The following is a 25355-nucleotide window of genomic DNA, read 5'->3' on the forward strand; positions in this document are numbered from 1 at the left end:
CAATTACCTATGAAACTATCTATGTAGCCCTCTGTAACTAGAAAATGGGCAGTTGAGCCGTTCTTTTGATGGCGCATGGATGGGGCTGGATTGGTTTGTGTATCCCACAAAAGCATTTTCTTTTAGGCTCTGTTTTTGATGCATAAAAAACCCCATAAGACGGGGTTAGTTCTTCTGGTTGCGATCACGTAGAATAACCGCATTATTTTCTTCTGAGCCCGATTACGCATGTCATTACCTGAATGGTCTTCACTACAGCCTCATCACACTTTTGGATTACCTGCCAAAGCTCGCTGGATTAAAACTGTGACACAAGTGAGCGATTTGCTGAGTATCACACGATCATCTGCTTATCAGGGGTTACCTTTCTTGGTTTTAGGTGAGGGCAGTAATGTACTGTTTACCGATGATTTTGATGGTGTCGTGATCCTTAATCAGCTTAAGGGTATTGATATTCAAGAGGATGACTCTGCATGGCATCTACACGTTGCGGCAGGCGAGTCATGGCATGAGTTGGTGACATTCACGCTTGAGCAGGGGATTGCTGGGATGGAAAACCTGGCACTGATCCCTGGCTGTTGTGGTTCTGCGCCGATTCAGAATATCGGTGCGTATGGCATTGAATTTGAACAATTATGTGCGTATGTCGATGTGCTTCAGTTAAGCTCAGGTGTTTCACTGCGGTTAAGTAAAGATGAGTGCCAGTTTGGCTATCGTGACAGCATTTTTAAACATCAGTATCAGCACGGTTATGTTATTACCGCGGTAGGTTTACGTTTGCCAAAAGAGTGGCAGCCTATTGCGCATTATGGTGAGTTGGCCAAACTGACAGGCGATGATCTTACCCCGATGGCTATCTTTACGATGGTTTGTGATATGCGCAAAAGAAAACTGCCTGATCCCAAACAGGAAGGTAATGCGGGTAGTTTCTTTAAAAACCCACTCATTAGTACTTCACAGGCAGAAAAGTTACTGGCAGATTTCCCACATGCGCCGCTGTATTTACAACACTCTGGTGAGTATAAAGTGGCAGCAGGATGGCTGATTGATCAATGTGGCTTAAAAGGCTATCAAATTGGTCAGGCTCGTGTTCATCCACATCAGGCCTTAGTCTTGGTTAATATCGGTAATGCCAACGCACAGGATGTTTTGTGCCTTGCTCAGCATGTACGCCAGTCGGTATTTGCCCGTTTTTCAGTCTGGCTCGATCCTGAAGTGCGTTTTATCAGCCGTTCTGGTGAGGTGAATGCCGTGCAGTTACTGGAGTGCATATGAAAAGTACAGATACGCCTTTGCAAATTATACAGTGGCTGGCAGATGGGCAGTTCCACTCAGGCGAGCAACTCGGAAAGCGTTTAGGTATTTCGCGCGCAGCAATTAGCAAACATATTCGAACGTTGCAAGATTGGGGGTTGGATCTCTTTAGTATCCCGGGAAAAGGGTACTGTTTGGCTGAACCTATTGAATTGTTAACTGCTGATGCGATTAGATCTATTACGCCCTCTAGCCAGTTTGAGTTGATCCCTATTATCGGTTCAACCAACCAGTATTTACTCGACAGAATTGGCCAATTTCCTTCCGGTTATGCGTGCATTGCCGAGTATCAGCAGGCTGGACGCGGGCGGCGTGGCCGGCCTTGGGTCTCATTGTTTGGTGCTAATCTCTATTTATCAATGTACTGGCGTTTAGAACAAGGCCCGGCAGCAGCGGTTGGCTTAAGCTTGGCTATTGGCGTGATTGTCGCTGAAGTATTACAGCAGCTAGGGACTGATGCTATTCGGCTAAAATGGCCGAATGATCTCTATCTAAATGATAAAAAAGTAGCCGGTATTTTGGTTGAGTTAACCGGACAAACCGGTGATGCTGCACATATTGTGATGGGAATGGGGATTAATGTCTCGCTTCCAGCTTCAGTTCGCAGCCGTATTGACCAGCCGATTTCGTGTTTAAAAGATGTGTGTCCGACACTTCCGCGTAATCAGCTTGCTGGGCGCTTATTAAAAGCGCTGGAAGAGAATCTTCCGCTGTATGAACAGCAGGGGTTATCGGCATTCTATGAGCGCTGGAATGCGCTGGATAACTTTACCGGCAGACCGGTGCGGTTGTTGATGGGTGATCAGCAAATTGAAGGTGTTGCTTGCGGTATTGACTCACATGGTGCTCTGCGCTTGCGCTTGGCTAGTGGGGAGTTAAAAAGTTTTGTCGGTGGCGAGATCTCACTGCGTCCTCTCTAATAAACCTGCTGTTTCAGCGCTCATCGTAGTGAACAAAATGAAAGGCCGCAGCATAATATTTGCTGCGGCCTTTTTAATTATCAATGCTAAACAAGGTCTTGATAATTAAATCAGAACAACTCTTGCTGAGAGCCCGAGCTATCGATAATGGTCGTTCCTACTTCGTGCGTTGGCTTTTCAGTTGGCTCAGTTCCCGGAATAAAGTACTCAACCCGTGATCGGCCAGAGCCATCGGCTAATTTGCCGGTTCTCATATCAATTGGGATACTTAAAATACCCTCAGGGACTTGCTTAGGTTGCTCGGGGATCCCGCTAAGCGCGGCTTGCATAAATGCGTTCCATGCTGGCTGGGCTGATTTTGCGCCCCCTTCGTAACCTGAAATAACCTGACCACTTAAGTTTGGATTTTGTGTTGATCGACCTAATTCGCGGCGGTGATCGTCAAACCCAACCCATACGGTGGTTACCGTGCTTGGACCGTATCCGGAGTACCACGCATCTTTTGAGTTGTTGGTTGTACCGGTTTTCCCGCCGATATCGTGCCGTTTGAGCAGTTTTGCTGCTCGCCAGCCGGTGCCTTGCCAGCCTGCTCCCGGCTCACCCCAAATAGCTGACTCCAGCCCATCACGAATTAAAAATGCCAGTTGTGTGCTGATCACATGGGGAGCATAACCCTCACTGGTTTCCGTTTGCGTAAGTAGGCTTGTATCAACATGCTCAATTTGTGGCATTGGCACAGCACCATCTTGTGCAGGAAGATCTTCGGTTAATGCATTACCCAGTACTGGCGCTTTTGCTGTTGGGCCGTATACCACCGGGATATTGCAGCTTCCTGTACAGGCAATTAGTGGTTTGGCTTCTTCCAGCAATTTACCGTTTGAATCTTCAATTTTGCTGATGAAATAAGGTGTGATTAGATAGCCACCATTAGCAAAGACCGAGTAACCGCGTGCGATAGACAATGGGGTAAAATCAGCCGCGCCTAGCGCCAAAGACTCATAACGGGAGATATTTGCGGGATTAAAGCCAAAGCGTTCAAGGAAATCGGCCGCAAAATTCACACCAATTGCCCGTAATGCTCGAACCATCATCACGTTTTTTGACAGACCTAACCCTTCACGTAACCGCAGTGGGCCATCATAAACGGCTGGTGAGTTCTTCGGCCGCCAGTTGCTGCCAGCACCCGAATCCCAACGGGTAATCGGTGCATCATTGAGAATGGTAGCCAGAGATAACCCTTTTTCTAACGCCGCGGCGTAGATAAACGGTTTGATGTTGGAGCCGACTTGGCGAATTGACTGCGTTACACGGTTAAATTTACTTTGGTTATAACTAAAACCACCCACCAGTGCTTTTACTGCGCCATTTTCTGGATTAAGCGAAACCAGTGCTGAATTAACATCCGGCACTTGGCCCAGCCACCAGACATCATTGAGTGAGCGAACCCAAATCTGCTCACCGGCATTGAGTACTGTGCGGGCGTTTTTAGGTGATGCACCCTGACGGGTATCGCTGATAAACGGGCGAGCCCACTTAATGCCATCCCAGTTTAGCGTAATGTTCTCACCGTTACCGAGCAGTGCGGTGGCACTCTTGTCTTGTACTGAAGTAACTACAGCTGCCTGAAATGGGCCATACGTTGGTAAATTTTTCAGGCTACTGACAATTTTACTGCTATCCCAGGCCGGCTGGCCATTTTGCCATAGCTGGTTGGCAGGCCCTCGGTAACCGTGGCGCATATCATAACCGATAACATTATCTTGCAACGCATTGTCGGCTGCTGTTTGTACGCTAGAGTCAACCGTGGTGTAGACCTTAAAACCATCAGTATAGGCATCTTCACCGTAGCGGCTGAACATCTCTTGGCGCACCATTTCGGCCAAGTATGGGGCATTTAGCTCAATTTCAGCACCGTGATAACTGGCAATAATCGGTTGTTTAATCGCCTCTTGATACTGGCTTTGAGTGATGTAGTTCTCTTCCCGCATCCGGGAAAGTACCACATTGCGGCGATTTTCTGAGCGGGTCAGTGAATAGAGTGGGTTCAGAGTTGAGGGCGCTTTCGGCAGCCCAGCAATGACCGCCATTTCACTCAGTGTTAGCTGATCAATATCCTTACCAAAGTAAACACGTGCGGCCGCACCGACACCATAGGCGCGGTAGCCTAAGTAAATTTTATTCAGATAGAGGTCGAGAATTTCGTTTTTTGTCAGTAACTGTTCAATGCGCAGCGCCAAAAAAACCTCTTTGACTTTACGCATGATGGTTTTTTCAGGGCTGAGGAAAAAGTTACGAGCTAACTGTTGGGTGATGGTACTTGCACCCTGTTTTGCATGCCCGGCGGTCAAAGAAACCAAGGCAGCTCGCAAAATTCCAATTGGATCAATACCATCATGTTGATAGAAGCGGCTATCTTCTGTTGCAATAAAGGCATTCACCAGTTGTGGTGGAATTTGTTCTAGTGTCAGGGGGATACGGCGCTTCTCCCCAAACTGAGAAATCAGTTTGCCATCGGCACTGTAAACCTGCATAGGGGTTTGCAATCGGACATCACGCAACGTTGCTACATCGGGCAACTGAGGCTTGACGTAAACATATAAGCCGTACACTGAAGCGCCTCCCAGAAGGATGCAACTAAGTGTAACGACAAAAAAATACTTTATGAGCTTCACCTGAGAATTCCCGCGATTAAAGCAGCTAACGGTTCATTAACAATAAGTGCGTAGTATAAAGGCATGGCGTAAAAGGGTAACCCCTTAGCTGTTTTTTTCTTCGCACTTTCGTCAGTTTGCTTAGTTTTTTTTGATCTTTCGTCAGAAGCACATCAATAAGATGTATGGGAGAGTCATGTTTGCACGCTCTGTCAGTGTAGGCTTGGACATTGCCAGTGATGCCGTTCGGGTTGTGTGGTGCCGTTCGCGTCGACAAGGCTGGGAGCTGTTGGGGTGGCATAGTATTGCCCTACCAACCGGCACATTTCAAGGCGACCGTTTAGTGCAACCTGAGCTGCTTAAGGGTGTATTACTTCAGGTGCAAAAAATGCTACCGCGTCGTCTGGCCCGGCTGAGTATTGCACTGCCCGGCTCAGCGGTTATGCAAAAAACCTTAATGGTGGATGCCTTTTTAACCGAACAAGAGCGTTTATTTCGGGTGGAAGCTGAACTTCCGGCCCTATTTCCGCTACCTCCGCATGAATTAGCGTTTGATTTTCGCGCCGAAGGCGTACCTACGGCCAATGGCCGTATTAAGCTCGTTGTTACGGCTGCGCGCCGTGAGCTAATGAATGAGTACCTTTCGATGTTGACACAAGGCGGGTTAACAGCGGATGTGGTGGATATTAGCCCGTTGGCATTAAGGCGTGCCGTTGATCTTGCCCGCAGTGCGCTGCCGGCCGGTATTGAGTTTGGGCAACAACTGTTAGTGCATTTATCATCACGCAACATTTTGGTCTCTTCCGTGCCAGATGCGCCGCTGTTTTTCCGCGATCAACCTTTGAATATCCCACAGCAAGATGATTCAACGCCTTTTATCCCCGAAAACTTACTGCAAGAGCAGTGGCTCAACGAGGTGGCCCGCCAGATTGGCCTGATCCGTCAGATGTATCACTCAACCGGTCGTCAATCCAACGGCCTGCTGGTTAGCGGGAAAATCAATGAAAGTGAAGCACGTTTGTTGAGTGCCCAGCTTTCGATTCCGGTACAGGGCTGGTCACCGTTTGCCGGGCTCTCTTTAACAGTGAGCACGCCACAGCAAGAAGATGCATGGCCGTTTACGTTAGCCTGTGGTTTAGCTGTGTGGGAGGCTAGTTGATGAAAGGCATCAATTTACTGCCGTGGCGAGAGCTGGAACGGCATCAAAAACAACAGTTGTTTTTACGGCAGGTTTCGGCATGGGCCGGTGTCTGGTTTTTGCTATTGGCGGCGGTGTGGCTGAGTATTTCACAGCTCAATGATACTCAGCAAAACCGCTTGGCGCGGCTGCAATCGGAGATCACCACTCTTGATATCAAACTGGCAGAGTTACGGGATATTAAAGCAAAAGAGGAGCTGGTTAATAAGCGGATAGCGGCGGTATCGGCACTGCAGCGTCAGCGCGATCAAGTCACTCGCCTATTTAATTTGTTACCGCTAGTTGTTCCGACCGGTGTGTATATCGACAAAATCACCCTAAATGGTGAGCGGGTTGAAATTACTGGCCGCAGTGAGTCTAACGTACGTCTCTCCTCGATGGTACGGCAGGTTGAATCCTCTTACTGGCTCGATGCGGTATCCATTGACGCGATTGTGGCCAATAAAGATGGCGCCAATTTTGATGAGTTCAAAATGCGTTTTCAGCTGTTATCGGAAATGAAGCAAAAGCTTGGAGAGATCAAAGGATGAGCCAGTGGAGTGAACTCGACCTCGATCAGATAGCCTACTGGCCACGCAAAATGCAGTGGATATTTATCACACTCGTGACAGTTATTGTCTGTGCAGTGGTTGCATGGTTTATCTTGCTGCCTGACTGGCAGGATTATCAGGATGCACAAACTAAAGAGCAAGAGATGCTGCTGCAAATTCGCAGTAAAGCTAATCTGGCCGCACAATTGCCGATTGCCCGTGAGCGGTATCGATTATTGACCAACCAGCTGGCACTGCTTAGCCGCCAGCTGCCTTCGCAAGATGAGCTGGCCTCGTTACTTGATTCTATCACCATGGTGGGAACGCGTAACGGTATGCAATTTGATCGTATCAACTGGATGGCGCCACAGCCACAAGGGCTGTTACAGGCGCTGCCGTTGCAACTAGAGCTAAAAGGTTCTTTCTCAGAGCTGGGGCAGTTTTCAAGTGATATTGCCCTGTTACCGCGCATTATTACCCTCAGTGACCTGACATTAGAGCGCAAGCAAGAAGAGAATCTTGGTTTTTCGGTACGAGCAACAACATTTCGCTTGTTGAGTGCCGATGAGCTCAAAGCACTGCAACCTGCCGAGGTGAAACCATGATGAGCAATCAACAGGGGGTTCGGTGTCTGGCACTACTTAGCATCAGTCTGTTGCTGGCAGGGTGCGGTGACAGTGATCAGCAGGATTTGGATCTTGTATTGCAAGATATCTACAGCGGTGTACCGTTTGAAAAAATGACCCCGCCGAAGGCGCTCGAGCGTACCGGACGTTTGCTGTTTGTTGCTGCGCCGTTGCGTAACCCGTTTATGACACCACAAATGGAAGTGGCAGGCGATCGTGGATTTGACTGCGCACAGCCTAATACAGAGCGCAAGAAAACCGCTTTAGAGCAGTACGGTCTGGAAAAACTTAAATTTCGTGGTGTGATTGGCGATAAAGCCCAGTTGTGGGCCTTGATCGAGACTCCTGATGCAGAGCTTGTCCGCATTGGTACCGGTGATCATATCGGGCTGAATTGGGGCAGCATCAATAAAGTGAGTGCATCAGCAATTGAGCTAAATGAAATGATCAGTGATGGCCGTGGCTGCTGGCAGCAACGGCAAGTCGCGTTGGCGCTGGATACATCGCCTTTTGGTAGCTGATAAGTTACACAGAATATAGGATAAAATAATGATGAAGGGAGCAGTTCTCAGTATCGGGTATTGGCTAATGGCCGGTGCCTGTTTCAGCATCAGCGCTAGCGCATGGGCCGCCACACTCGAAGACATTAAGCTGCGTCAGGAAGGAGACCGCCTAGCGGTAAGCATGGTGTTTGACCAGCCGGTTGCTACCCCCGCGCAGCAGCTAGATATGCTGGCCAATACGCTGGCACTGACATTTTCCGGTGTTGATAAAAGCCGCGTTGGGAATACGGTTCGGGTCAATAACCCGCTGCTGCGTGCTATTGGGGTTAAGCCTGCAAGTAATGGTACTCAACTGGCTTTTGACCTAGGCCGTCAAGCGCCCTATGAGATCAGAGCTGAGGGTAAAAGTTATGTTTTGCTGCTTGGTAAACCGGCCGGTAATGCAGCTCAATCTTTGCAGAATAATCCGGTGCTAAAACCGACGGGCAGTACGCTGCTGTCAATGGATTTTGTGCCGCGCGGTGATGGTCAAGCTGAGCTGAATCTGAGTTTTGTACAGCCGCCGGCTGATCTGGCTATTCGGCAGAGCAGTGGCCGTTTAGTGATTGATTTGCCCCGTACCCAGCTCTCCGGTGACCCGTATAAAATGGATGTCAGCCGTCGGGGTACTGCCGTGAAAAATATCCGCAGTGAGAGTACCGGCCAGAGTACGCGGCTGGTATTGGATCTGAAAGGGCCGGTGGATTACGATCAGCAGCGCATCGGTCAGCAGGTTAAAGTGCAGATCCGGCGGGCCAACTCTGCGCGCGCGCAGACCAGTAATCCGGCGCAATACAGCAAACCTATCTCATTGAATTTCCAAAATGTACCGATTCGTACGGTGCTGCAGGTAATTGCCGATTATAACCAGTTCAACTTGGTAACCACTGACAGCGTACAGGGCGAGATCACCTTGCGTTTGGATAACGTTCCTTGGCAGCAGGCGTTGGATATTATCTTACGTGCCAAAGGGTTAGATAAGCGTATTGATGGCAATGTGTTACTGGTGGCTCCGAGCGATGTCTTAATTGATCGCGAGCGGCGTGAGATGGAAGCCGATGTACAAGTTAATGATCTAAAACCGCTACTTACTGAATATATTGATATTAACTTCGCCAAAGCCTCTGATATTGCAGCAATGTTAACCGCTGCCAATGGTCGGATGCTCTCTAGCCGTGGCTCTGTTTCCGTAGATGAGCGCACCAACACCTTGCTGGTACGTGATATTGATAACGTGCTTGATACCGTTCGCCAGATGGTTGCATCACTGGATAGGCCGGTCAGTCAGGTGCAAATCGAAGCGCGTATTGTGACGATTAACGATGAAAGTTTGGATGAACTTGGCGTTCGTTGGGGCATGCTTGCGCCACAAGGTCAGGGGGATGTAGGGGCATCACTCGAAGGGTTATCTGACTCTACAACGCCGTTAACCACCGAAAATTTTCTGAACGTAAATATGCCTGCTTCGGCAGGTGCTGCCTCTATTGCCTTCCAAATTGCCAAAATTAACGGCAAATTGCTGGATTTAGAGCTGTCAGCGTTAGAGCGTGAAAATAATGTGGAAGTGGTTGCCAGCCCGCGATTACTGACTGCCAATAAAAAGCAGGCCAGCATCAAACAGGGTACTGAACTGCCGTATGAAGTGGCCAGTTCGAGCGGTGCATCGACCATTGAATTTAAAGATGCGGTGCTCGGCTTAGATGTTACACCGCAGATTACGCCTAATGGCCAAATTATTTTAGATCTGAAAGTTAGCCAAAACTCACCAGGTAAAGTATATAAGATAGGGAGAGGAGAGGCAGTTTCAGTGGATAAGCAAGAGGTTGAAACACAAGTTCTGGTTGATGATGGCGAAACAGTTGTACTTGGCGGCGTATTCCAGCACACTACTATCAAAGGTGTAGATAAGGTACCGGTACTGGGTGATATTCCTGTCATGGGGCGTCTATTTAGACGTGATATGGATAAATCTGGCAAACGTGAGTTAGTGATTTTTGTTACGCCACGTGTCGTTCAAGGTAACATGAATCGTCCGGTAAGCACTGATCCTATCAGTGGTTAAACCTCTCTCCTTGATGATTGCTTTCGGAGATTGCAGCCGCAGTTTTCGAAAGCATGCCTTTATGCTGTTGCCAAACTAGCCCCACTCTTGAGATAATTTTCAGTCTGATCTCGTACTACGTTCTTATTGAGGATTCAGGTCATGTCTCGTCGTGGTGTTTTTTTTGACGGGGCGAGGTGTATTTAAACGTTGTTTTAAGCAAAAACCGAAAAACATGGCAGAGAAACGTAATATTTTCCTAATCGGCCCTATGGGTGCCGGTAAAAGTACTATCGGCAGATACCTTGCGCAGATGCTGAATATGGAATTCTTCGACTCCGATCAAGAAATTGAACGTCGTACCGGTGCAGATATTAGCTGGGTATTCGATGTTGAAGGTGAAGAAGGCTTTCGTGTTCGTGAAGAGAAAGTGATCAATGATCTGACTGAAAAGCAGGGCATTGTACTGGCGACTGGGGGTGGTTCTATCCAATCCCGTGAAACCCGTAACCGTCTTTCTGCGCGTGGTGTTGTTGTCTATTTAGAAACCACGATTGAAAAGCAATTAGCGCGGACACAACGCGATAAAAAGCGCCCGCTGTTGCAAGGTGATGTTGAGCCGCGTGAAGTGCTAGTTGATCTAGCGTCTGTACGTAATCCTCAGTACGAGGAAATTGCTGACATTACCATCCGCACCGATGATCAAGGCGCAAAAGTTGTTGCGACACAGATCATTGATATGTTGGAAAAGCAGTAAGTCATCAGGCAATAAACCATCAGGAAAGTTATGCCATGGAAAGGATTACCGTAGAACTCGCGGAGCGTAGCTACCCTATCACGATTCAAGCCGGACTGCTTACGCACCCGGCTTCTTTTCATCCGTTGTCCTCCGGTGACAAGGTGATGGTCGTGACGAATGAGACACTCGCTCCGCTGTACCTGAGCTGCGTCACTTCAACATTAAAAACGTTGGGGTGTCAGGTCGATACGCTGATACTGGCCGACGGTGAGCAATATAAATCACTGACGGTACTGGATCAGGTGTTTTCGGCACTGCTGCAGCACAATCATGGTCGGGATACGACCTTGATTGCGCTGGGAGGAGGAGTGATCGGTGACCTGACAGGCTTTGCCGCTGCCTGCTATCAGCGTGGTGTGGATTTTATTCAAATCCCCACCACACTGTTGGCGCAAGTTGATTCGTCAGTAGGCGGTAAAACAGCGGTGAACCATCCGCTGGGCAAAAATATGATTGGTGCCTTTCATCAGCCCATCTCAGTGATTATTGATATTGAGAGTTTGCAAACCCTGCCGGAGAGAGAGTTTGCAGCCGGGCTGGCGGAAGTGATCAAGTACGGTGTCATTATTGATGCTGCATTTTTTCAGTGGCTTGAGTTGAACCTAGAGCGGGTTCAAGCGCTTGAGCCACAAGCAATAACCTACTGTATTCAGCGCTGCTGTGAGCTTAAAGCTCAAGTTGTAGCCGCTGATGAGACAGAGCAAGGGCAACGCGCATTGCTCAACCTAGGCCACACCTTTGGCCATGCCATTGAGGCTGAAATGGGCTACGGTGTTTGGCTACACGGTGAAGCGGTGGCCGCCGGAATGATGATGGCAGCCCTGACCGCAGTGAGGTTGGGTCAGTGTTCGGCCAGTGATGTTGCACGCTTACGCGCGTTATTATTGCGCGCAAAACTGCCGGTCAGTGGCCCTGCAAATATGCCACCGGAGCGCTATATCCCCCATATGATGCGGGATAAAAAAGTACTGGCCGGCACATTACGGCTGGTGTTGCCACAAGGTATTGGACAAGCCAATGTGGTCAGCGGTACCGAACTGCACCACGTATTGGCAGCAATTGGCGAATGCCGAGGTTAACAGACATGGAACATACGCCTTCCCGTTTTTGGGTTGAGCTTGATTCACAAACTCAGGTGCTTTCACGCACACGTTTTCTGAGCCGCTTTGGTTCGCCTTTTATTCATATTAGTGCTCCGCAGGGTGCCGGAAAAAGCTTTCTGGCCCAGCAGTTACTCGATGAACAAGATGCAGAGCGGGTACGTACGGCGTTATTAGTGGGCCGACAGGGGCAATCTGATGCACTGGTGCGTTCGTTGTTGGTGCACCAGTTGGTGGATAAAGCCGCGTATGATGATGCCATGTTGTTGGCTGATTTTTTACCTGAGTTGGCGCGCGCCGATCGCCGAGATCTGCTGATTATTGTTGATAATGCCGAGTTGCTGTCTGATTCGATGCTGATGGAGTTATGGCATCTGGCTGGTACCAGTAAACAGCCGGATAATCGCCGTTGTGCCGTTATTTTGTTCGCGTCGGCAGAAGGATTGGCTGAGCAAATTAAAGTGCTGCCAGTGCAAGTGGGTGTTGTACCCATGACTATTGATATTCCTTCACTATCACGAGCAGAAGCACTGACATTGCTGAAAGCCGCGTTGGTGCGTGCCGACCGTTCGGCACAAGAGGCGGTGGCGCTGCTCGGAACGGTATTACGCCCAGCGGCAATTTTGGCGAGTGCCGAAAAACCGGCTGTTCCGGCGCTTGATGATGAACCTTTAGCAGTGCCGGTAGCGCGTCGTCATGATGAATCGCGTACGGCTTGGGGCCTGATTTCACTGGGCGTGCTTGTTGCGCTGGCAGTGGCGGCAGGCGGCTGGGTATGGTGGTCTGAACATTCAGCGCCCGCCTCGGCAGGTTTTGTTGCCGGAGATCGTGCACCATCAGTTAGCAGTGATACAGGCAAGGATACCGCTGATCATGCGGGCGCAGTGACACTGCCGCAGGTTGAAGGCACGGCATTAAACCCGATCCCCGATGTTCAGGGGCGCTTGGGCCGTGGTGATGTTGCTCCGATTCAGGCCGATGAAAAATTTCGTCTAAATGAACACAGCACGGTGACGCAGTTATCCGCACCGTCCACCGCCGGTACTACCACGCAAGCCACCATTTTGCCGGAAAGCAGCAAACGTGTGGTATTGCCGGGTAATGTAGTTGATGCTCTGCTGGCTGTTGAAAAAGCTGAAAATACGGCGCAGCCAAATCCAAACAGTGCCGAGAGCCCGAGCGCGACATCGTCTGTGCCGACAGAATTATTGCCAACCGCATTGCCACCGCAGACCCGTGCCGTGGTATCTGATACAGATAAAGCCAAAGCCGCGAAAAACAGTGCCTCTACTGCACATAAAACACCTGCGAAATCAGGGGCTACCAGTGGTAAAAGTGTAAATACGGCAGACAAAAAAGCATCCGTAGCACATCTGCCGACAGCAAAAAACAGTAAGGTGGCTTCTGGTAAAGTGTCGGATAAAACCGAGATTGAGAAAATCTCACCGAAGCATTACACGGTACAATTATCTGGCTCACACTCGTTTAGTGAGGCCTGGAAATTGGTGGAGAAAAGTGGCCGAGCATCTACGCTGACAGTCTACGAGACTCGCCGTAACAATAAACCGTGGTACGTGATTATCACTGGCAATTATGCCAATGTAAGCGCAGCAAAAAAGGCCATCGCGGCCTTACCGGCAGTGCTTAAAAAAGAGCAACCGTGGGTAAAATCATACCGCTTGGTTCAAGCTGAATTGAAACTAGCGCAATAAGACACTGAAGCGGCGCGGTAATCCGAGTACAATGCGCCGCTTTAACGCAGACTATAAGTGGCAAAAAACAGCATGAAGAAGTATCGCGCTTTCCTCAAATGGGCCGGTGGAAAATACAGCCTGGTTGACGAGATCCGCCGCCACTTGCCGTCAGGACAGAGACTGATCGAGCCTTTTGTAGGGGCTGGTTCTGTTTTTTTGAATACTGATTTTGACGAGTATTTGCTGGCCGATATTAATAGCGATCTGATTAATCTCTACAATCTGGTTAAACAGGATGTGGAGCGTTTTATTATTGATGCGCGGGTGCTGTTTACGCCTGAGTACAATAATGCGCTGGCCTACTACGCGTTACGTGAAGAGTTTAATCGCACCGTTGATCCTTATCGCCGCGCGGTGATTTTTTTGTACATGAATCGCCACGGGTTTAATGGTTTATGCCGTTATAACCTGAAAGGGGGGTTCAATGTGCCTTTTGGTTCCTACAAAAAGCCCTATTTTCCGGAAGATGAGTTGCGCTATTTTGCCGAGAAAGCAAAACGTGCCACCTTTGTTTGTGAAAGTTATACCGACACCTTGGCCAGAATCACCCCAACTTGTGTGGTGTATTGTGATCCGCCTTATGCGCCGCTCTCTACCACCGCCAATTTTACCACCTACCACAGTAATGGGTTTTCGCTAGACGATCAGGCAACCTTGGCTGAGCTGGCCGACCGTGCCGCGGCGATTCACCGCATTCCGGTCTTGATCTCCAACCATGATACCGCACTGACCCGCCGTTTATATCAGGGGGCTCAGCTGAATGTGGTACAGGTTAAACGAACAATCAGCCGGAACGGTGGCTCACGTAACAAGGTGGATGAATTATTGGCACTGTTTCTGCCTGCAAAACATAAACGTAATAACAAATAATTTTATAACCCTCAGTTATTGATGGTTCGCCTGAATGGTTGACTGTTGATAACAGACACTGAGTTTCCCTGTATCTTGCTGGAGAGTGACATCATGAAGGATTACGTAATTGCGCCATCGATTTTATCGGCTGATTTTGCCCGCTTGGGGGATGATGTTGCTAAGGTACTTGCGGCAGGTGCTGATGTGGTGCATTTTGATGTGATGGATAACCACTATGTGCCCAACCTAACGATGGGCCCGATGGTTTGTCAGGCACTGCGTGATTACGGAATTACCGCACCGATTGATGTGCACCTGATGGTTAAACCGGTTGACCGGATTATTCCTGATTTTGCCAAAGCAGGTGCTAGCTTTATCACGTTCCACCCAGAGGCCTCTGAGCATATCGACCGGACCTTACAGCTGATTAAAGATCACGGTTGTAAAGCCGGTTTGGTTTTTAATCCGGCAACGCCACTGCACTATCTTGATTATGTGATGGATAAGCTGGATGTAATTTTGCTGATGTCGGTCAATCCGGGTTTTGGCGGGCAGAAGTTTATTCCGGGAACGCTGGATAAACTGCGCGAAGCGCGCCGTCGTATCGATCAAAGTGGCCGTGAGATTCGGTTGGAAATTGATGGCGGCGTAACGGTAGACAACATTCGCCAGATTGCTGATGCTGGTGCTGATATGTTTGTCGCCGGATCCGCCATTTTTAATCAGCCTGACTACCGCGCGGTGATCGAACAGATGCGCGCGGAGCTGGCACGATGAGTTATTTTACCGGCATTCGCGGTATCGCGTTTGATCTTGATGGCACGCTGGTTGATAGCGTACCGGATCTGGCGCTGGCGATAGATTTAATGCTGCAGGATTTACAGTATCCGCATGCCGGTGAAACGCGTGTCCGTGAATGGGTCGGCAATGGCGCAGATTCGCTGGTCAAGCGTGCATTGACTTGGGCGCAAGAGGGTTTTGTGCCTGACGTAGTGAAAGTGCGGGAAGCCCGCGCCCGTTTTGATCAGCACTATGCGACTCACCTGTGTGTCAGCAGTCGCACTTATCCCGGCGTAATGGATACGCTGTTTAGCCTTAAAGAGCAGGGTTTGCCGTTGGCCATTGTAACCAATAAACCGACGGCTTTTGTTGCGCCGCTGCTTAAAGCGTTGAATCTTGATCTCTATTTTGCCCCGACGATTGGTGGCGATGATGTTGCGGTACGCAAACCGCACCCAGCAGGTCTGTATTTGGTATTAGGGACGCTTGGCTTGCGCCCGCATGAACTGCTGGTGGTTGGTGATTCAGAGAATGATATTAAAGCGGCAAAAGCGGCCGGCTGCCCGAGTGTCGGGCTAACATATGGTTATAACTATGATGAGCCGATTGCGCAGAGTGAGCCTGATCTGGTTTTAGATCACTTCTCTGGCTTGTTGGGTGCGCTGGGTATTGTACGCTGATTGCCGTAGGTAGATCTTGCTGACGATGGGTTTTGCAGGTTCTCACTCTTTTTGAGTATCAGCTATTTTTGAACACTTGCCATTTCGGACGCTTATTTTTTGCGCAGAATGCCAAGTGATTATCTACATTTTTAGGAAACGTTGTGATGAGTGAACCCACTGTAAGCAAAAAACCGGTTGTCTTTAGCGGAGTACAGCCGTCTGGTGAACTGAGCATTGGTAACTACATGGGAGCTTTGCGCCAGTGGGTGAAGATGCAAGATGAGTACGAGTGCCTGTTTTGCATCGTTGATTTGCACGCAATTACCGTACGTCAAGATCCGGCTACACTGTATAAAGCAACACTCGATACGCTGGCACTGTATTTGGCTTGTGGTATTGATCCGGCTAAAAGTACTATTTTTGTGCAGTCACACGTACCGGAGCACACCCAGCTGGGTTGGGTACTGAACTGCTATGCCTATTTTGGTGAGCTTAGCCGCATGACACAGTTTAAAGACAAATCATCGCGCTATGCAGAAAACATTACTGCCGGATTGTTTGATTACCCTGCGCTGATGGCTGCCGATATTTTGTTGTATCAGACCGCACAAGTGCCGGTCGGGGAAGACCAAAAGCAGCATCTGGAGCTGACACGTGATGTGGCGCATCGCTTTAATGCGCTGTACGGTGATATTTTCCGTATTCCAGAGCCGTTTATTCCGAAAGTTGGCGCGCGCGTAATGTCTTTGCTTGAGCCGACCAAGAAAATGTCGAAATCTGATGACAACCGTAATAATGTGATTGGTTTGCTTGAAGATCCAAAATCAGTCACTAAAAAGATTAAGCGCGCGATGACTGACTCGGCTGAGCCACCTGTGGTGCGTTATGATGTGGCCGAAAAGCCGGGTGTTTCGAATTTGCTGGATATTTTGTCTGGTGTTACCGGCAAGAGCATTAGCGAGCTGGAAGCTGAGTTTGAAGGGAAAATGTACGGCCATCTGAAAGGCGCCGTGGCGGATGCGGTTTCCGGTATGCTGACAGAGCTGCAACAGCGCTTTGCAACATTTCGTGCTGATGAAGCCTACCTTGAGCAGGTGATGCGTGAAGGCGCAGAAAAAGCCTCAGTGCGTGCACAAGAAACCCTACGCAGCGTTTACCAAGCGGTTGGATTTGTGGCTCGCCCGAAATAAGCGCGGATAAATACCGCGATTTAACGCATTAATATTTAAAAACCACCGCTATGCTGACCTGCTGCGATGGTTTTTTTATGTAATACACTGAGTTAGCGTTATTGTCTGGTTTTTACTGCTATTTGTCTGATGTAAAAACCAAACGAAAACGTTTGCATTTTATCCTTAACGCTATAATATGCGGCAGATTTTTTTGGCCGGATGATGCGGGAGGGGTAATGGCAAGTGATAACAATTACAGTCTGGGGGTCGTTCCTCAGTCGGCGCGTAAAGGGGTCATGTCATTAACATTCGTTATGTTGGGGCTGACCTTTTTTTCTGCCAGTATGTGGACGGGCGGCACGCTCGGCACCGGATTAGCTTTCAACGATTTCTTCCTCGCAGTACTCATCGGTAATCTTCTTCTCGGCATTTATACTTCTTTTCTCGGCTACATCGGTGCAGACACCGGCCTTTCGACTCATCTTCTTGCACGTTACTCATTTGGCATTAAAGGTTCATGGCTGCCTTCGGCGCTGCTTGGAGGTACACAGGTTGGCTGGTTTGGTGTTGGCGTAGCAATGTTTGCCATTCCGGTGGGCAAAGCAACCGGGTGGGATGTGAATCTGCTGATTGTGCTCTCCGGCCTGCTGATGACCGCCACCGTGATGTTCGGTATTTCAGCGCTGATGATCTTGTCGGTCATTGCCGTGCCTGCAATTGCTATTTTGGGCAGTTACTCGGTGTGGCTGGCCGTCAATGGGGCTGGCGGGCTTGCGGCGGTACAGGCAATTGTGCCGACTGAGCCGCTCTCATTTTCCACTGCACTGGCGTTAGTGGTGGGGTCATTTATCAGTGCGGGAAGTTTAACTGCTGATTTTGTCCGCTTCGGGCGCAGTGCAAAATCAGCCGTTTGGATCACCATGATTGCCTTTTTCATCGGCAACACCCTGATGTTTGTATTTGGTGCGGCGGGCGCGGCAGTGCTGGGTAAAGCCGATATTTCGGATGTGATGTTGGCACAGGGCTTGTTAATTCCGGCAATTATTGTGCTGGGGCTTAATATCTGGACTACCAATGACAATGCTCTGTATGCCTCGGGTCTGGGGTTTGCCAATATCACTGGTTGGTCGAGTAAAAAGTTAGCCATTGTTAACGGGCTGATTGGCACGCTGTGCGCACTCTGGCTGTATAACAACTTTGTCGGTTGGCTGACCTTTTTATCGGCGGCCATTCCGCCGATTGGCGGTGTGATTATTACCGATTACCTGTTGCGCCGTAAGCACTATCAGGATTTTGCCAAGGCACATTTCCTGCAGGTGAACTGGGCGGCGATTGCGGCGGTAGCCCTTGGTGTTGCAGCCGGCCATCTGTTGCCGGGTATTGTTCCGGTTAATGCGGTATTGGGCGGTGCACTGAGCTATTTGGTGCTGAACCCGTTAGTCAACCGCCTGCCGCTTGCGTTGCAAAACAGCCTACGTAATACCGTGTGTCATCGTGAAGGTACGCAGACTAAAATCAGTACTCCGGTAAGATAATAGGATATCGGGATAGCGGGTTTAACTCCTACAAACGGTGGCAGGCGGCATTGGCAACAGGCCAGATTGCCACCGTATCTGCTTGTGATAGGCGATTATTCGCTGTAAAAAAACAGAACATCCCTAATTTGAGGCTAACCATGTTTATTCAGAATGCACGTCTCACTGACCGCGAAGGCTTGTGGCAGTTGGCAATTCATCAGCAAAAATTTCAGCATATTGTGCCGATGGAACAGGCAGCGCCGATCCCTGAAGGGGCTGAGGTGATTGATGCTGAAGGCGGATTAGCCTGTGCACCGTTTATCGAACCCCATATTCACTTAGATACTACCCAAACAGCCGGTGTTCCACGCTGGAATGACTCAGGCACGTTGTTTGAGGGAATTGAGTGCTGGGCAGAGCGCAAAGCCTTCCTGACGCATGAAGATGTTAAGCAGCGTGCATGGCAGACACTGAAATGGCAGATAGCCAACGGTATTCAGCATGTGCGTACCCATGTGGATGTCTCTGATCAGCAGCTGACCGCGCTCAAAGCCATGCTGGAAGTAAAACAGGAAGTGGCTGATTGGGTTGATTTGCAAATTGTGGCATTCCCGCAAGAGGGCATTCTCTCTTACCCGAACGGTGAGGCTCTGCTGGAAGAGGCATTGCGTTTGGGGGCTGATGTGGTCGGTGCGATTCCGCACTTTGAGTTTACCCGTGAGTATGGCGTTGAATCACTGCATAAAATGATGACGCTGGCGGCCAAGTATGACCGCTTGGTGGATGTGCACTGCGATGAAATTGATGATGAGCAGTCACGCTTTGTTGAAACGCTGGCGGCACTGGCGCACCGCGAGGGGATGGGCGAGCGGGTGACTGCCAGCCATACCACGGCAATGCATTCGTACAATGGCGCGTATGCTTCACGCTTGTTCCGGTTATTGCGCATATCGGGCATTAACTTTGTTGCCAATCCGCTGGTGAATATTCACCTGCAGGGGCGTTTTGATACTTACCCTAAGCGCCGTGGTGTTACGCGCGTGAAAGAGATGCTCGAGTCGGGTATTAATGTCTGTTTCGGGCATGATGATGTGTTTGACCCTTGGTATCCGCTTGGTACGGCTAATATGTTGCAGGTGCTGCATATGGGCATGCACGTGTGTCAGTTGATGGGCTATGGCCAGCTTAATGATGGCCTGAAACTGATTTCTGACTACAGCGCGCGTACTTTGAATTTGCAAGATTATGGCCTTGAAGTGGGTAAGCGCGGTAGTGTGCTTATTCTTCCGGCCGAAAATGGTTTTGATGCTCTGCGCCGCCAAGTGCCGGTTCGTTATTCGGTGCGTGATGGTAAGGTGATCGCAACAACTCAACCGGCGCAAACACATATTTATCTACCTGAAGCAGAAAAAGTAACATTTTCCCGCTAGTGTGGCTTTTTTCGCCAACTGATCACATCTGATTAACCGAGTACGGTATTTGCGCCAGACAGTGCAGTACTGGCTCGGTTTTTTATTGTGCGGTGAACTTCAAGAATAATGTTAATCGATTTTGGTGATTGTGTTGTATTGTGATTGAGTGTGACAATTTGTATCAAAGCTTGGTGTTCTGAACAATTGACATGGCCTTGCCGTGGCAAGTAAGTTGATGCGCGACGTTGTATTGTGTTGTGAGTCAGGTTATCCCCTAAATATTCTGCTGCTGCACGTTGTAATAGATGGATTCTGCCGTATGTACCACCGATTTTAGGGTGTTGTACCAAATACGGCAGATGCTCAGAGGAAGTGCGCTTAATGTTCTCTTTACAACAAGGCGAACGGTTGAACAGCCGCGTCAGCCGCCTGAATCATCATTTGTGCGAAGGCGTATACGAACGCCAAAATGCCTTTAAACTCAGCTTACTGGCGGCGTTATCCGGCGAGAGTGTTTTTTTACTTGGGCCACCGGGTATTGGTAAAAGCCTGATCGCAAAGCGTTTAATGTATGCGTTCAATGAAGCGAGTACCTTTGAATATCTGATGACCCGCTTTTCGACACCGGAAGAGGTATTTGGCCCGCTCTCTATTTTGGCGCTCAAAGAGCAGGGTTTGTATGTGCGCTTGACCGAAGGCTATCTTCCGGCAGCTCACATTGTTTTTTTGGATGAGATCTGGAAAGCCAGCCCCGCTATCCTAAATACTCTGCTGACTGTATTGAACGAAAAGCTGTTTCGTAACGGCACACAGATGCTTAAGCTGCCGATGCGTTTACTGATCACCGCCTCAAATGAGTTGCCCGATCCGCACGGCGGGCTTGATCCGTTTTATGATCGCATGCTGCTGCGGGTGTATGTGGGTAAAGTGGAGCAGAAAGATAATTTTCGCTCTATGGTGGTGGCAGCTGATGATGTCTACCGTGATCCTGTACCGGCTGATCTGAAAATTTCAGAGCAGGAGTATCTGGCATGGCAGCAGCAGATCCCGCTGGTGAGCCTGCCCGACAGCTGTTTTGAAAAAATCTACTACATTAAAACGCAGCTGGAAGAGAAACAGCAGCAAGACCCAGAGATTGATCTGTATATCTCGGATCGGCGCTGGAAAAAATCTATTCACCTGCTGCGAGCATGTGCGTTTTTTAACGGCCGTGCGCAGATTACCCCGACTGATCTGCTGATTTTGGTTAACTGCCTGTGGCGTGATCTGCCAACCCGTGAATTTGTTCGCACATTGATCAGTGATTATGCGGAAAACATGGCCTATGATCAGCGCGAATTTCGCGAGCAAATCGCTCATCTGCATGATCAAATTGTGCATCAGCTAGCAACCCGTATGGCAGCGGTTCGGCCTTTACTGATCAAAAGCAATGGTCTACGTGGTGAGCGTTATCAGCTGGATCTGAGTCAGGCCGCTGAGTTTCGCCATATGGCACACAAGGGGTTGATTCGCCTGATCCCGCTGGTGGCCGATCCGGTCTTAACCCGTGCCAGCCCAGAACCAGCTTATCAGCTGTTACTTGACCCGACTGAACTACAAAAGCTGCTGGCTAAAGGGCAGGGCACGGTAGCTGTTTTTATCAATACCCAGACCAGTTCGCAGCATGTCAGCTTTGCGCTGGATAGCCAGATGCAGCTAGTCGTGCGTGACAGCGCTAACCACGATGTACCTCTTGGGATCTCCGGTATCTGGCCGGTGAGTGCGCAGACTGAGCAGCAATGGCAAACCGCCTTAACCGCCCTTGAGCAACAACAGCAAATACTCATGCAACGCCTACAGGTGCAGCGCGATCAGTTCCTGAAATCGGTGCCGCACCATTTTGCCGATCAGCTGTTTATTGATCAGATCCAGCAGAGCTTAGATCAGTTACTTAGCGATTTGGCACAGGTGAAAGACGGTATTCAAGGAATAGATACGACCTATCAGCGGATCAAACACCATGCCGGTGCGTGATCCTACCTTGCTCAACGCTGCGCTAAAACATGTCGAGCGGGTGGTTGAACAGGCCGGAAAACAGCTGCTGCAATCGCCCCAGTTACAGGAGCATACAACGCGGCAGCCGTGGTTAAAAGGGCTGTTACAGCGTGAGGCCGATCGCTGGAAAGCACGGATGAGCGTGGTGATTTTGCACCAGAATCTGTCGCAGGCGGCCATTCATACGCTCGGGCTATTTCATAGCTATGAGACGATGGAGATGGGCGAGTTTCTGACTCATCTTGAAGCCTTACGGCTGCAAATCAAAGGTGTTGCCCCGCTTGAAAGCGCGATAAAACCGCTGATTAATGCCTACAAATCACACCGTTCCGAGAAAGAGTTAACCGAGCTGCGCAGCGAGTTTATGGTGCGCTGGGAGCGTTATCTTGATCAGGATGTGCTTGCCGAACAGATTGTCTGGCTGGATAAGGCCCGCGCGGTGCAGCTAGAGGCTCTGTATCAGCGGATGCAGAGTACTGAGCAGCTCACGCAGCTTGTGCCTGCGGGGGATAGCGAGCAGTCAGGCCGACTCTGGGATATGGCCGATGCCACACTCAGCCGCCGAGAGATGACCGAGTTGGCGGCACTGGCTCAGTGGCTGAGCCGCCAATCGGCATTGAAAACCATTGCCGCTGAACTTGGCCGTAAAGCGGCAGAGGCGATGGCTGCGCAGCAACGCCAGCGCACTGCGCCACAACGGGCGGCTCAGAAAGTGCCGCAACCGGAAGAGGTGGCGGGTATTCGTTTTGGCCGTGATCTGGAGCGGTTACTGACCAGTTCGGCAATTATGCTGTCGGTTGATGAGCTTGAGTTTTTGTTCTACAAACAGCTGGCCGAGGGGCAGTTGCTCAGCTATCAGCTCGATGGCAGTGATCAGGTGATCCAGCCACAGCACCGCAGTGCCCAGCAACAGCCACAACCGGCCGGGCTTGAGCGTGGCGGGCCGTTTATTATTTGTGTAGATACATCCGGTTCAATGGCCGGTTATCCGGAGCGCTGCGCAAAAGGGATGTGTCTGGCACTGATGCAGCAGGCTATCGCACAGGGGCGCAGCTGCTATGTGCTGATTTTTTCCACCAATGTAGTCTGTTTTGAGCTAAACGGCGCACAGGGCATGAGCCATGCCAAAGCCTTTTTATCGTACCGTTTTCTGGGCGGAACAGATTTAAATGCCTGTATTGAGCGGGCACTGCTGTTACAAAAAGAGTCGGCCTACCGTAATGCGGATCTGATTGTTCTGTCTGATTTTATCACCAACCGTTTATCTGACTCGCTTATCAGTCAACTTGCTGATGTGCATCAGGCGGGTAACCGCCTGCACGCGATCAGCCTTTCTACGCAGGGAAATCCGAGTGTGATGCAGCACTTTGATTATCAGTGGCAAATTGATGCTTCGCTTTCCGGACGGGTGCTGCAGCGTATTCGTTAATATGCTGGCTGACAGCGGTTACGGCTGAAAATAAATTCTACGGGCTGGCATTTCACGAACTACTTTTATTAGTAGAACCTGTTACGGTTGCGCGGGGAAATATACCGTGCCATCTAAGCGAAAATGGGTCATCGGGGCTGTGTATCCACAGTGGTAGACAAAACAGAAATGAGAATAAGGTTGGAGCATGATCGGGCATTTTGAACTGAAAAAAGCCTCTGACGGGCAGTTCGTGTTTAATTTAAAGGCCAGTAACGGCGAGATTATTCTGAGCAGTGAGCGCTATACATCAAAGGCGGCGGCCCTAAATGGCATTGAATCGGTACAAAAAAATGCGCCGGATGAGGCGCATTTTGAGTTAAAGCATTCTAGCTCAAATAAGCCCTATTTTGTGCTCAAAGCGCGTAATCACCAGATTATCGGTCAGAGCCAGATGTATGCTTCGGAAGCCTCCGCCCAGCACGGTATTCAGTCGGTAATGAAAAACGGGTTGAGCACGGATATCCGTGATTTAACCCTACATGATAAGGGTTAACGGTTTACTCCTGACGGGGGGATCGGTGATTCGTTTATCAATGATTATTTGATGGGTAATTATTGTATCTATTGTATCTATTGTATCTATTGTATCTATTGTATCTATTGTATCAGTGCTTACCTTATCGGTACTTATCGGTACTTATCGGTACTTATCGGTAATTGGTGCGTTATACCGCGATATTCAGGTTATATCGCACCAATTATCGAATTAATCTTCAAGCCATTTTCAATGCGTTTTCAATCAATTAACGCGTCAAATCAGACATGCCCGTGTGTACGGTGCTGGGTAAATGCACCGAGCAACAAGGTAAACACAAATACGGCAAAGTAGAGCCCGTTTGCCACCCAAAGCGCAGTTTTGGTCCCGAACTGGTGAATAATTGGGCTGCTGACCACGAAAGTGAGCATAGTGCCGACTGTGCCGCAGGTCAGAATAAAGTTAACCAACCTTGGCGATGCGGTTTTGGTTTGCTGTGATCCCAGTGTAATCAGTGAGGTGTAAATAGCACTGGAGACAAAACCAAGCGCAATAATTGAGACATGCAGATATTGGGCATGTGTATCGCCGATAAAGGCATACATGGCTGCTGCGGCCAGAATGGTCAGCACCAGCACCAGACGATACAGCTCAAAAGCCCGCACTAACAGACTGAAAATCCACATGCCAATCATGTAAGCCATCCAGAAACTGCCCACGAGCGTACCGGCTTTTTCAACGCTCATCGCAAAACTGTTTTCGACATAATCAGGCAGCCAAGAGATAAAAATCATCTGCCCGAGGATATAGCACAGTGCGGCACAGGCAATCAGATACACACCGGTTCCCCAGCGCTCTGTTGGTGCAGGTTGGCTGTTTTGCTTTTTTTCCAGATGCAGTGGTGGAAATTCAGAGGTCAGCGTCAGAATGAAAATTGCCAGATAAATCACCGCAATCAGTGCATACACCCAATACCATGCACAATGGGTTGCCAAAATATAGCCAGCCGCAACCGGAAAAATCATCCCCGCCATACTGAAAAAAGAGTCAGTAATCAGCAGCATAGAACCACGCTGGCGGCCATGATATAGATGAGCAATTAAGTAAGTGCCGATTGACATAGTAATGCCGCTGACAATACCCAGAACAAACATGCTCAGTGAAAATAACCCTAGCCCGTGGCTGAACATCAGCCCCAACACGCTTAACAGCATCAGCACAAAGCCAAAACTTAACTGCCGTTTGAGGGAGATTATATCGACCAACCACGCATTCAAAAATATCGCGACCAGAATACCGGTATTCAGAAAGGTGAAAGTATTACCCATGTCGGCCAGCGGAATTTGAAAGAAGTCGGCCACCGAGTTCATGACTATCCCTGTAACAACAATCAGGGCGCCGGTCAGGCCAAATGACAGGAAGCTAATCCAGGTTAATCGGATTCGGTTCATTGTGCTCATCGCAAGTTACCGTATTTGGAGTGAGAAAATAAAAGCGCGCAGTCT

At 49.4% G+C, this 25355-nt stretch carries 22 protein-coding genes; 19 read left to right on the forward strand and 3 right to left on the reverse strand.

Annotated features, from left to right (window positions below):
- Positions 1–228 precede the first annotated feature (228 nt).
- Positions 229–1275 carry a UDP-N-acetylmuramate dehydrogenase gene (gene murB, locus AC1HDJ_RS03550; RefSeq protein ID WP_479533421.1) on the forward strand — a complete coding sequence of 349 codons (1047 nt, stop codon included), beginning with the start codon at positions 229–231 and terminating at the stop codon, positions 1273–1275.
- Complete coding sequence (gene birA / locus AC1HDJ_RS03555) at positions 1272–2234, forward strand: bifunctional biotin--[acetyl-CoA-carboxylase] ligase/biotin operon repressor BirA (protein ID WP_479533423.1); 963 nt, start codon at positions 1272–1274, stop codon at positions 2232–2234. Before murB ends, birA begins: the two co-directional genes overlap by 4 nt.
- Positions 2235–2344: 110 nt before the next feature.
- Here birA and mrcA read toward each other — a convergent pair whose 3' ends face one another.
- Positions 2345–4906 (reverse strand): peptidoglycan glycosyltransferase/peptidoglycan DD-transpeptidase MrcA, encoded by a 2562-nt coding sequence (gene mrcA / locus AC1HDJ_RS03560; protein ID WP_479533425.1) that lies wholly within the window; start codon positions 4904–4906, stop codon positions 2345–2347.
- A 175-nt stretch (positions 4907–5081) separates the two neighbouring features.
- Here mrcA and pilM point away from each other — a divergent pair, with 175 nt between their 5' ends.
- The 14 genes from pilM (at position 5082) to AC1HDJ_RS03630 (ending at position 19888) form a co-directional block, all read left to right on the forward strand.
- A complete protein-coding gene (gene pilM / locus AC1HDJ_RS03565; protein ID WP_479533427.1) occupies positions 5082–6044 on the forward strand; it encodes a type IV pilus biogenesis protein PilM in 963 nt (320 codons plus the stop codon).
- Positions 6044–6613 (forward strand): PilN domain-containing protein, encoded by a 570-nt coding sequence (locus tag AC1HDJ_RS03570; protein ID WP_479533429.1) that lies wholly within the window; start codon positions 6044–6046, stop codon positions 6611–6613. Before pilM ends, AC1HDJ_RS03570 begins: the two co-directional genes overlap by 1 nt.
- The gene (locus AC1HDJ_RS03575) at positions 6610–7218 is read left to right on the forward strand and encodes a type IV pilus inner membrane component PilO (RefSeq protein ID WP_479533431.1); all 609 of its coding nucleotides are present in this window, start codon (positions 6610–6612) and stop codon (positions 7216–7218) included. Before AC1HDJ_RS03570 ends, AC1HDJ_RS03575 begins: the two co-directional genes overlap by 4 nt.
- Positions 7215–7760: a pilus assembly protein PilP gene (locus AC1HDJ_RS03580; RefSeq protein ID WP_479533433.1), complete on the forward strand. Its 546-nt coding sequence runs from the start codon at positions 7215–7217 to the stop codon at positions 7758–7760. The genes AC1HDJ_RS03575 and AC1HDJ_RS03580 overlap by 4 nt, the downstream gene beginning before the upstream one ends.
- A 28-nt stretch (positions 7761–7788) precedes the next feature.
- Positions 7789–9843 carry a type IV pilus secretin PilQ gene (locus tag AC1HDJ_RS03585; RefSeq protein ID WP_479533435.1) on the forward strand — a complete coding sequence of 685 codons (2055 nt, stop codon included), beginning with the start codon at positions 7789–7791 and terminating at the stop codon, positions 9841–9843.
- A 214-nt stretch (positions 9844–10057) separates the two neighbouring features.
- Positions 10058–10579: a shikimate kinase AroK gene (gene aroK, locus AC1HDJ_RS03590; RefSeq protein WP_438622877.1), complete on the forward strand. Its 522-nt coding sequence runs from the start codon at positions 10058–10060 to the stop codon at positions 10577–10579.
- Positions 10580–10614: 35 nt separating this feature from the next.
- Positions 10615–11700 (forward strand): 3-dehydroquinate synthase, encoded by a 1086-nt coding sequence (aroB, locus tag AC1HDJ_RS03595; RefSeq protein WP_479533438.1) that lies wholly within the window; start codon positions 10615–10617, stop codon positions 11698–11700.
- A gap of 5 nt (positions 11701–11705) precedes the next feature.
- On the forward strand, positions 11706–13433 hold the full coding sequence (locus tag AC1HDJ_RS03600; protein ID WP_479533440.1) for an AAA family ATPase: 1728 nt from the start codon (positions 11706–11708) through the stop codon (positions 13431–13433).
- Positions 13434–13505: 72 nt separating this feature from the next.
- Positions 13506–14345: an adenine-specific DNA-methyltransferase gene (gene dam / locus AC1HDJ_RS03605; protein WP_479533442.1), complete on the forward strand. Its 840-nt coding sequence runs from the start codon at positions 13506–13508 to the stop codon at positions 14343–14345.
- A gap of 93 nt (positions 14346–14438) precedes the next feature.
- Positions 14439–15104, forward strand: coding sequence for a ribulose-phosphate 3-epimerase (rpe, locus tag AC1HDJ_RS03610; RefSeq protein ID WP_479533444.1), 666 nt, complete (start codon positions 14439–14441; stop codon positions 15102–15104).
- Entirely contained in the window at positions 15101–15787 is a 687-nt protein-coding gene (locus tag AC1HDJ_RS03615) for a phosphoglycolate phosphatase (protein ID WP_479533446.1), read from the forward strand. Before rpe ends, AC1HDJ_RS03615 begins: the two co-directional genes overlap by 4 nt.
- A gap of 146 nt (positions 15788–15933) precedes the next feature.
- Positions 15934–16959, forward strand: coding sequence for a tryptophan--tRNA ligase (trpS, locus tag AC1HDJ_RS03620; protein WP_479533448.1), 1026 nt, complete (start codon positions 15934–15936; stop codon positions 16957–16959).
- Between the two features lie 218 nt (positions 16960–17177).
- Positions 17178–18476 carry a cytosine permease gene (codB, locus tag AC1HDJ_RS03625; protein ID WP_479533450.1) on the forward strand — a complete coding sequence of 433 codons (1299 nt, stop codon included), beginning with the start codon at positions 17178–17180 and terminating at the stop codon, positions 18474–18476.
- Positions 18477–18616: 140 nt separating this feature from the next.
- Positions 18617–19888, forward strand: coding sequence for a cytosine deaminase (locus AC1HDJ_RS03630; RefSeq protein ID WP_479533452.1), 1272 nt, complete (start codon positions 18617–18619; stop codon positions 19886–19888).
- Between the two features lie 32 nt (positions 19889–19920).
- On the opposite strand, the gene AC1HDJ_RS03635 is transcribed toward AC1HDJ_RS03630, so the two are convergent.
- Positions 19921–20220, reverse strand: a complete 300-nt coding sequence (locus tag AC1HDJ_RS03635; RefSeq protein WP_479533454.1) for a hypothetical protein — start codon at positions 20218–20220, stop codon at positions 19921–19923.
- A 31-nt stretch (positions 20221–20251) separates the two neighbouring features.
- On the opposite strand from AC1HDJ_RS03635, the gene AC1HDJ_RS03640 reads away from it, so the two are divergent.
- From AC1HDJ_RS03640 to AC1HDJ_RS03650, 3 genes are all read left to right on the forward strand, one after another.
- Positions 20252–21883: an AAA family ATPase gene (locus tag AC1HDJ_RS03640; RefSeq protein WP_479533456.1), complete on the forward strand. Its 1632-nt coding sequence runs from the start codon at positions 20252–20254 to the stop codon at positions 21881–21883.
- A complete protein-coding gene (locus AC1HDJ_RS03645; RefSeq protein WP_479533458.1) occupies positions 21870–23333 on the forward strand; it encodes a VWA domain-containing protein in 1464 nt (487 codons plus the stop codon). The genes AC1HDJ_RS03640 and AC1HDJ_RS03645 overlap by 14 nt, the downstream gene beginning before the upstream one ends.
- Positions 23334–23520: 187 nt before the next feature.
- On the forward strand, positions 23521–23868 hold the full coding sequence (locus tag AC1HDJ_RS03650) for a YegP family protein (RefSeq protein ID WP_479533460.1): 348 nt from the start codon (positions 23521–23523) through the stop codon (positions 23866–23868).
- Positions 23869–24131: 263 nt separating this feature from the next.
- Here AC1HDJ_RS03650 and tsgA read toward each other — a convergent pair whose 3' ends face one another.
- Positions 24132–25310, reverse strand: coding sequence for an MFS transporter TsgA (gene tsgA / locus AC1HDJ_RS03655; RefSeq protein WP_479533462.1), 1179 nt, complete (start codon positions 25308–25310; stop codon positions 24132–24134).
- Between the last annotated feature and the right edge of the window lie 45 nt (positions 25311–25355).

It is taken from the genome of Plesiomonas sp. ISS29 (assembly GCF_056522795.1).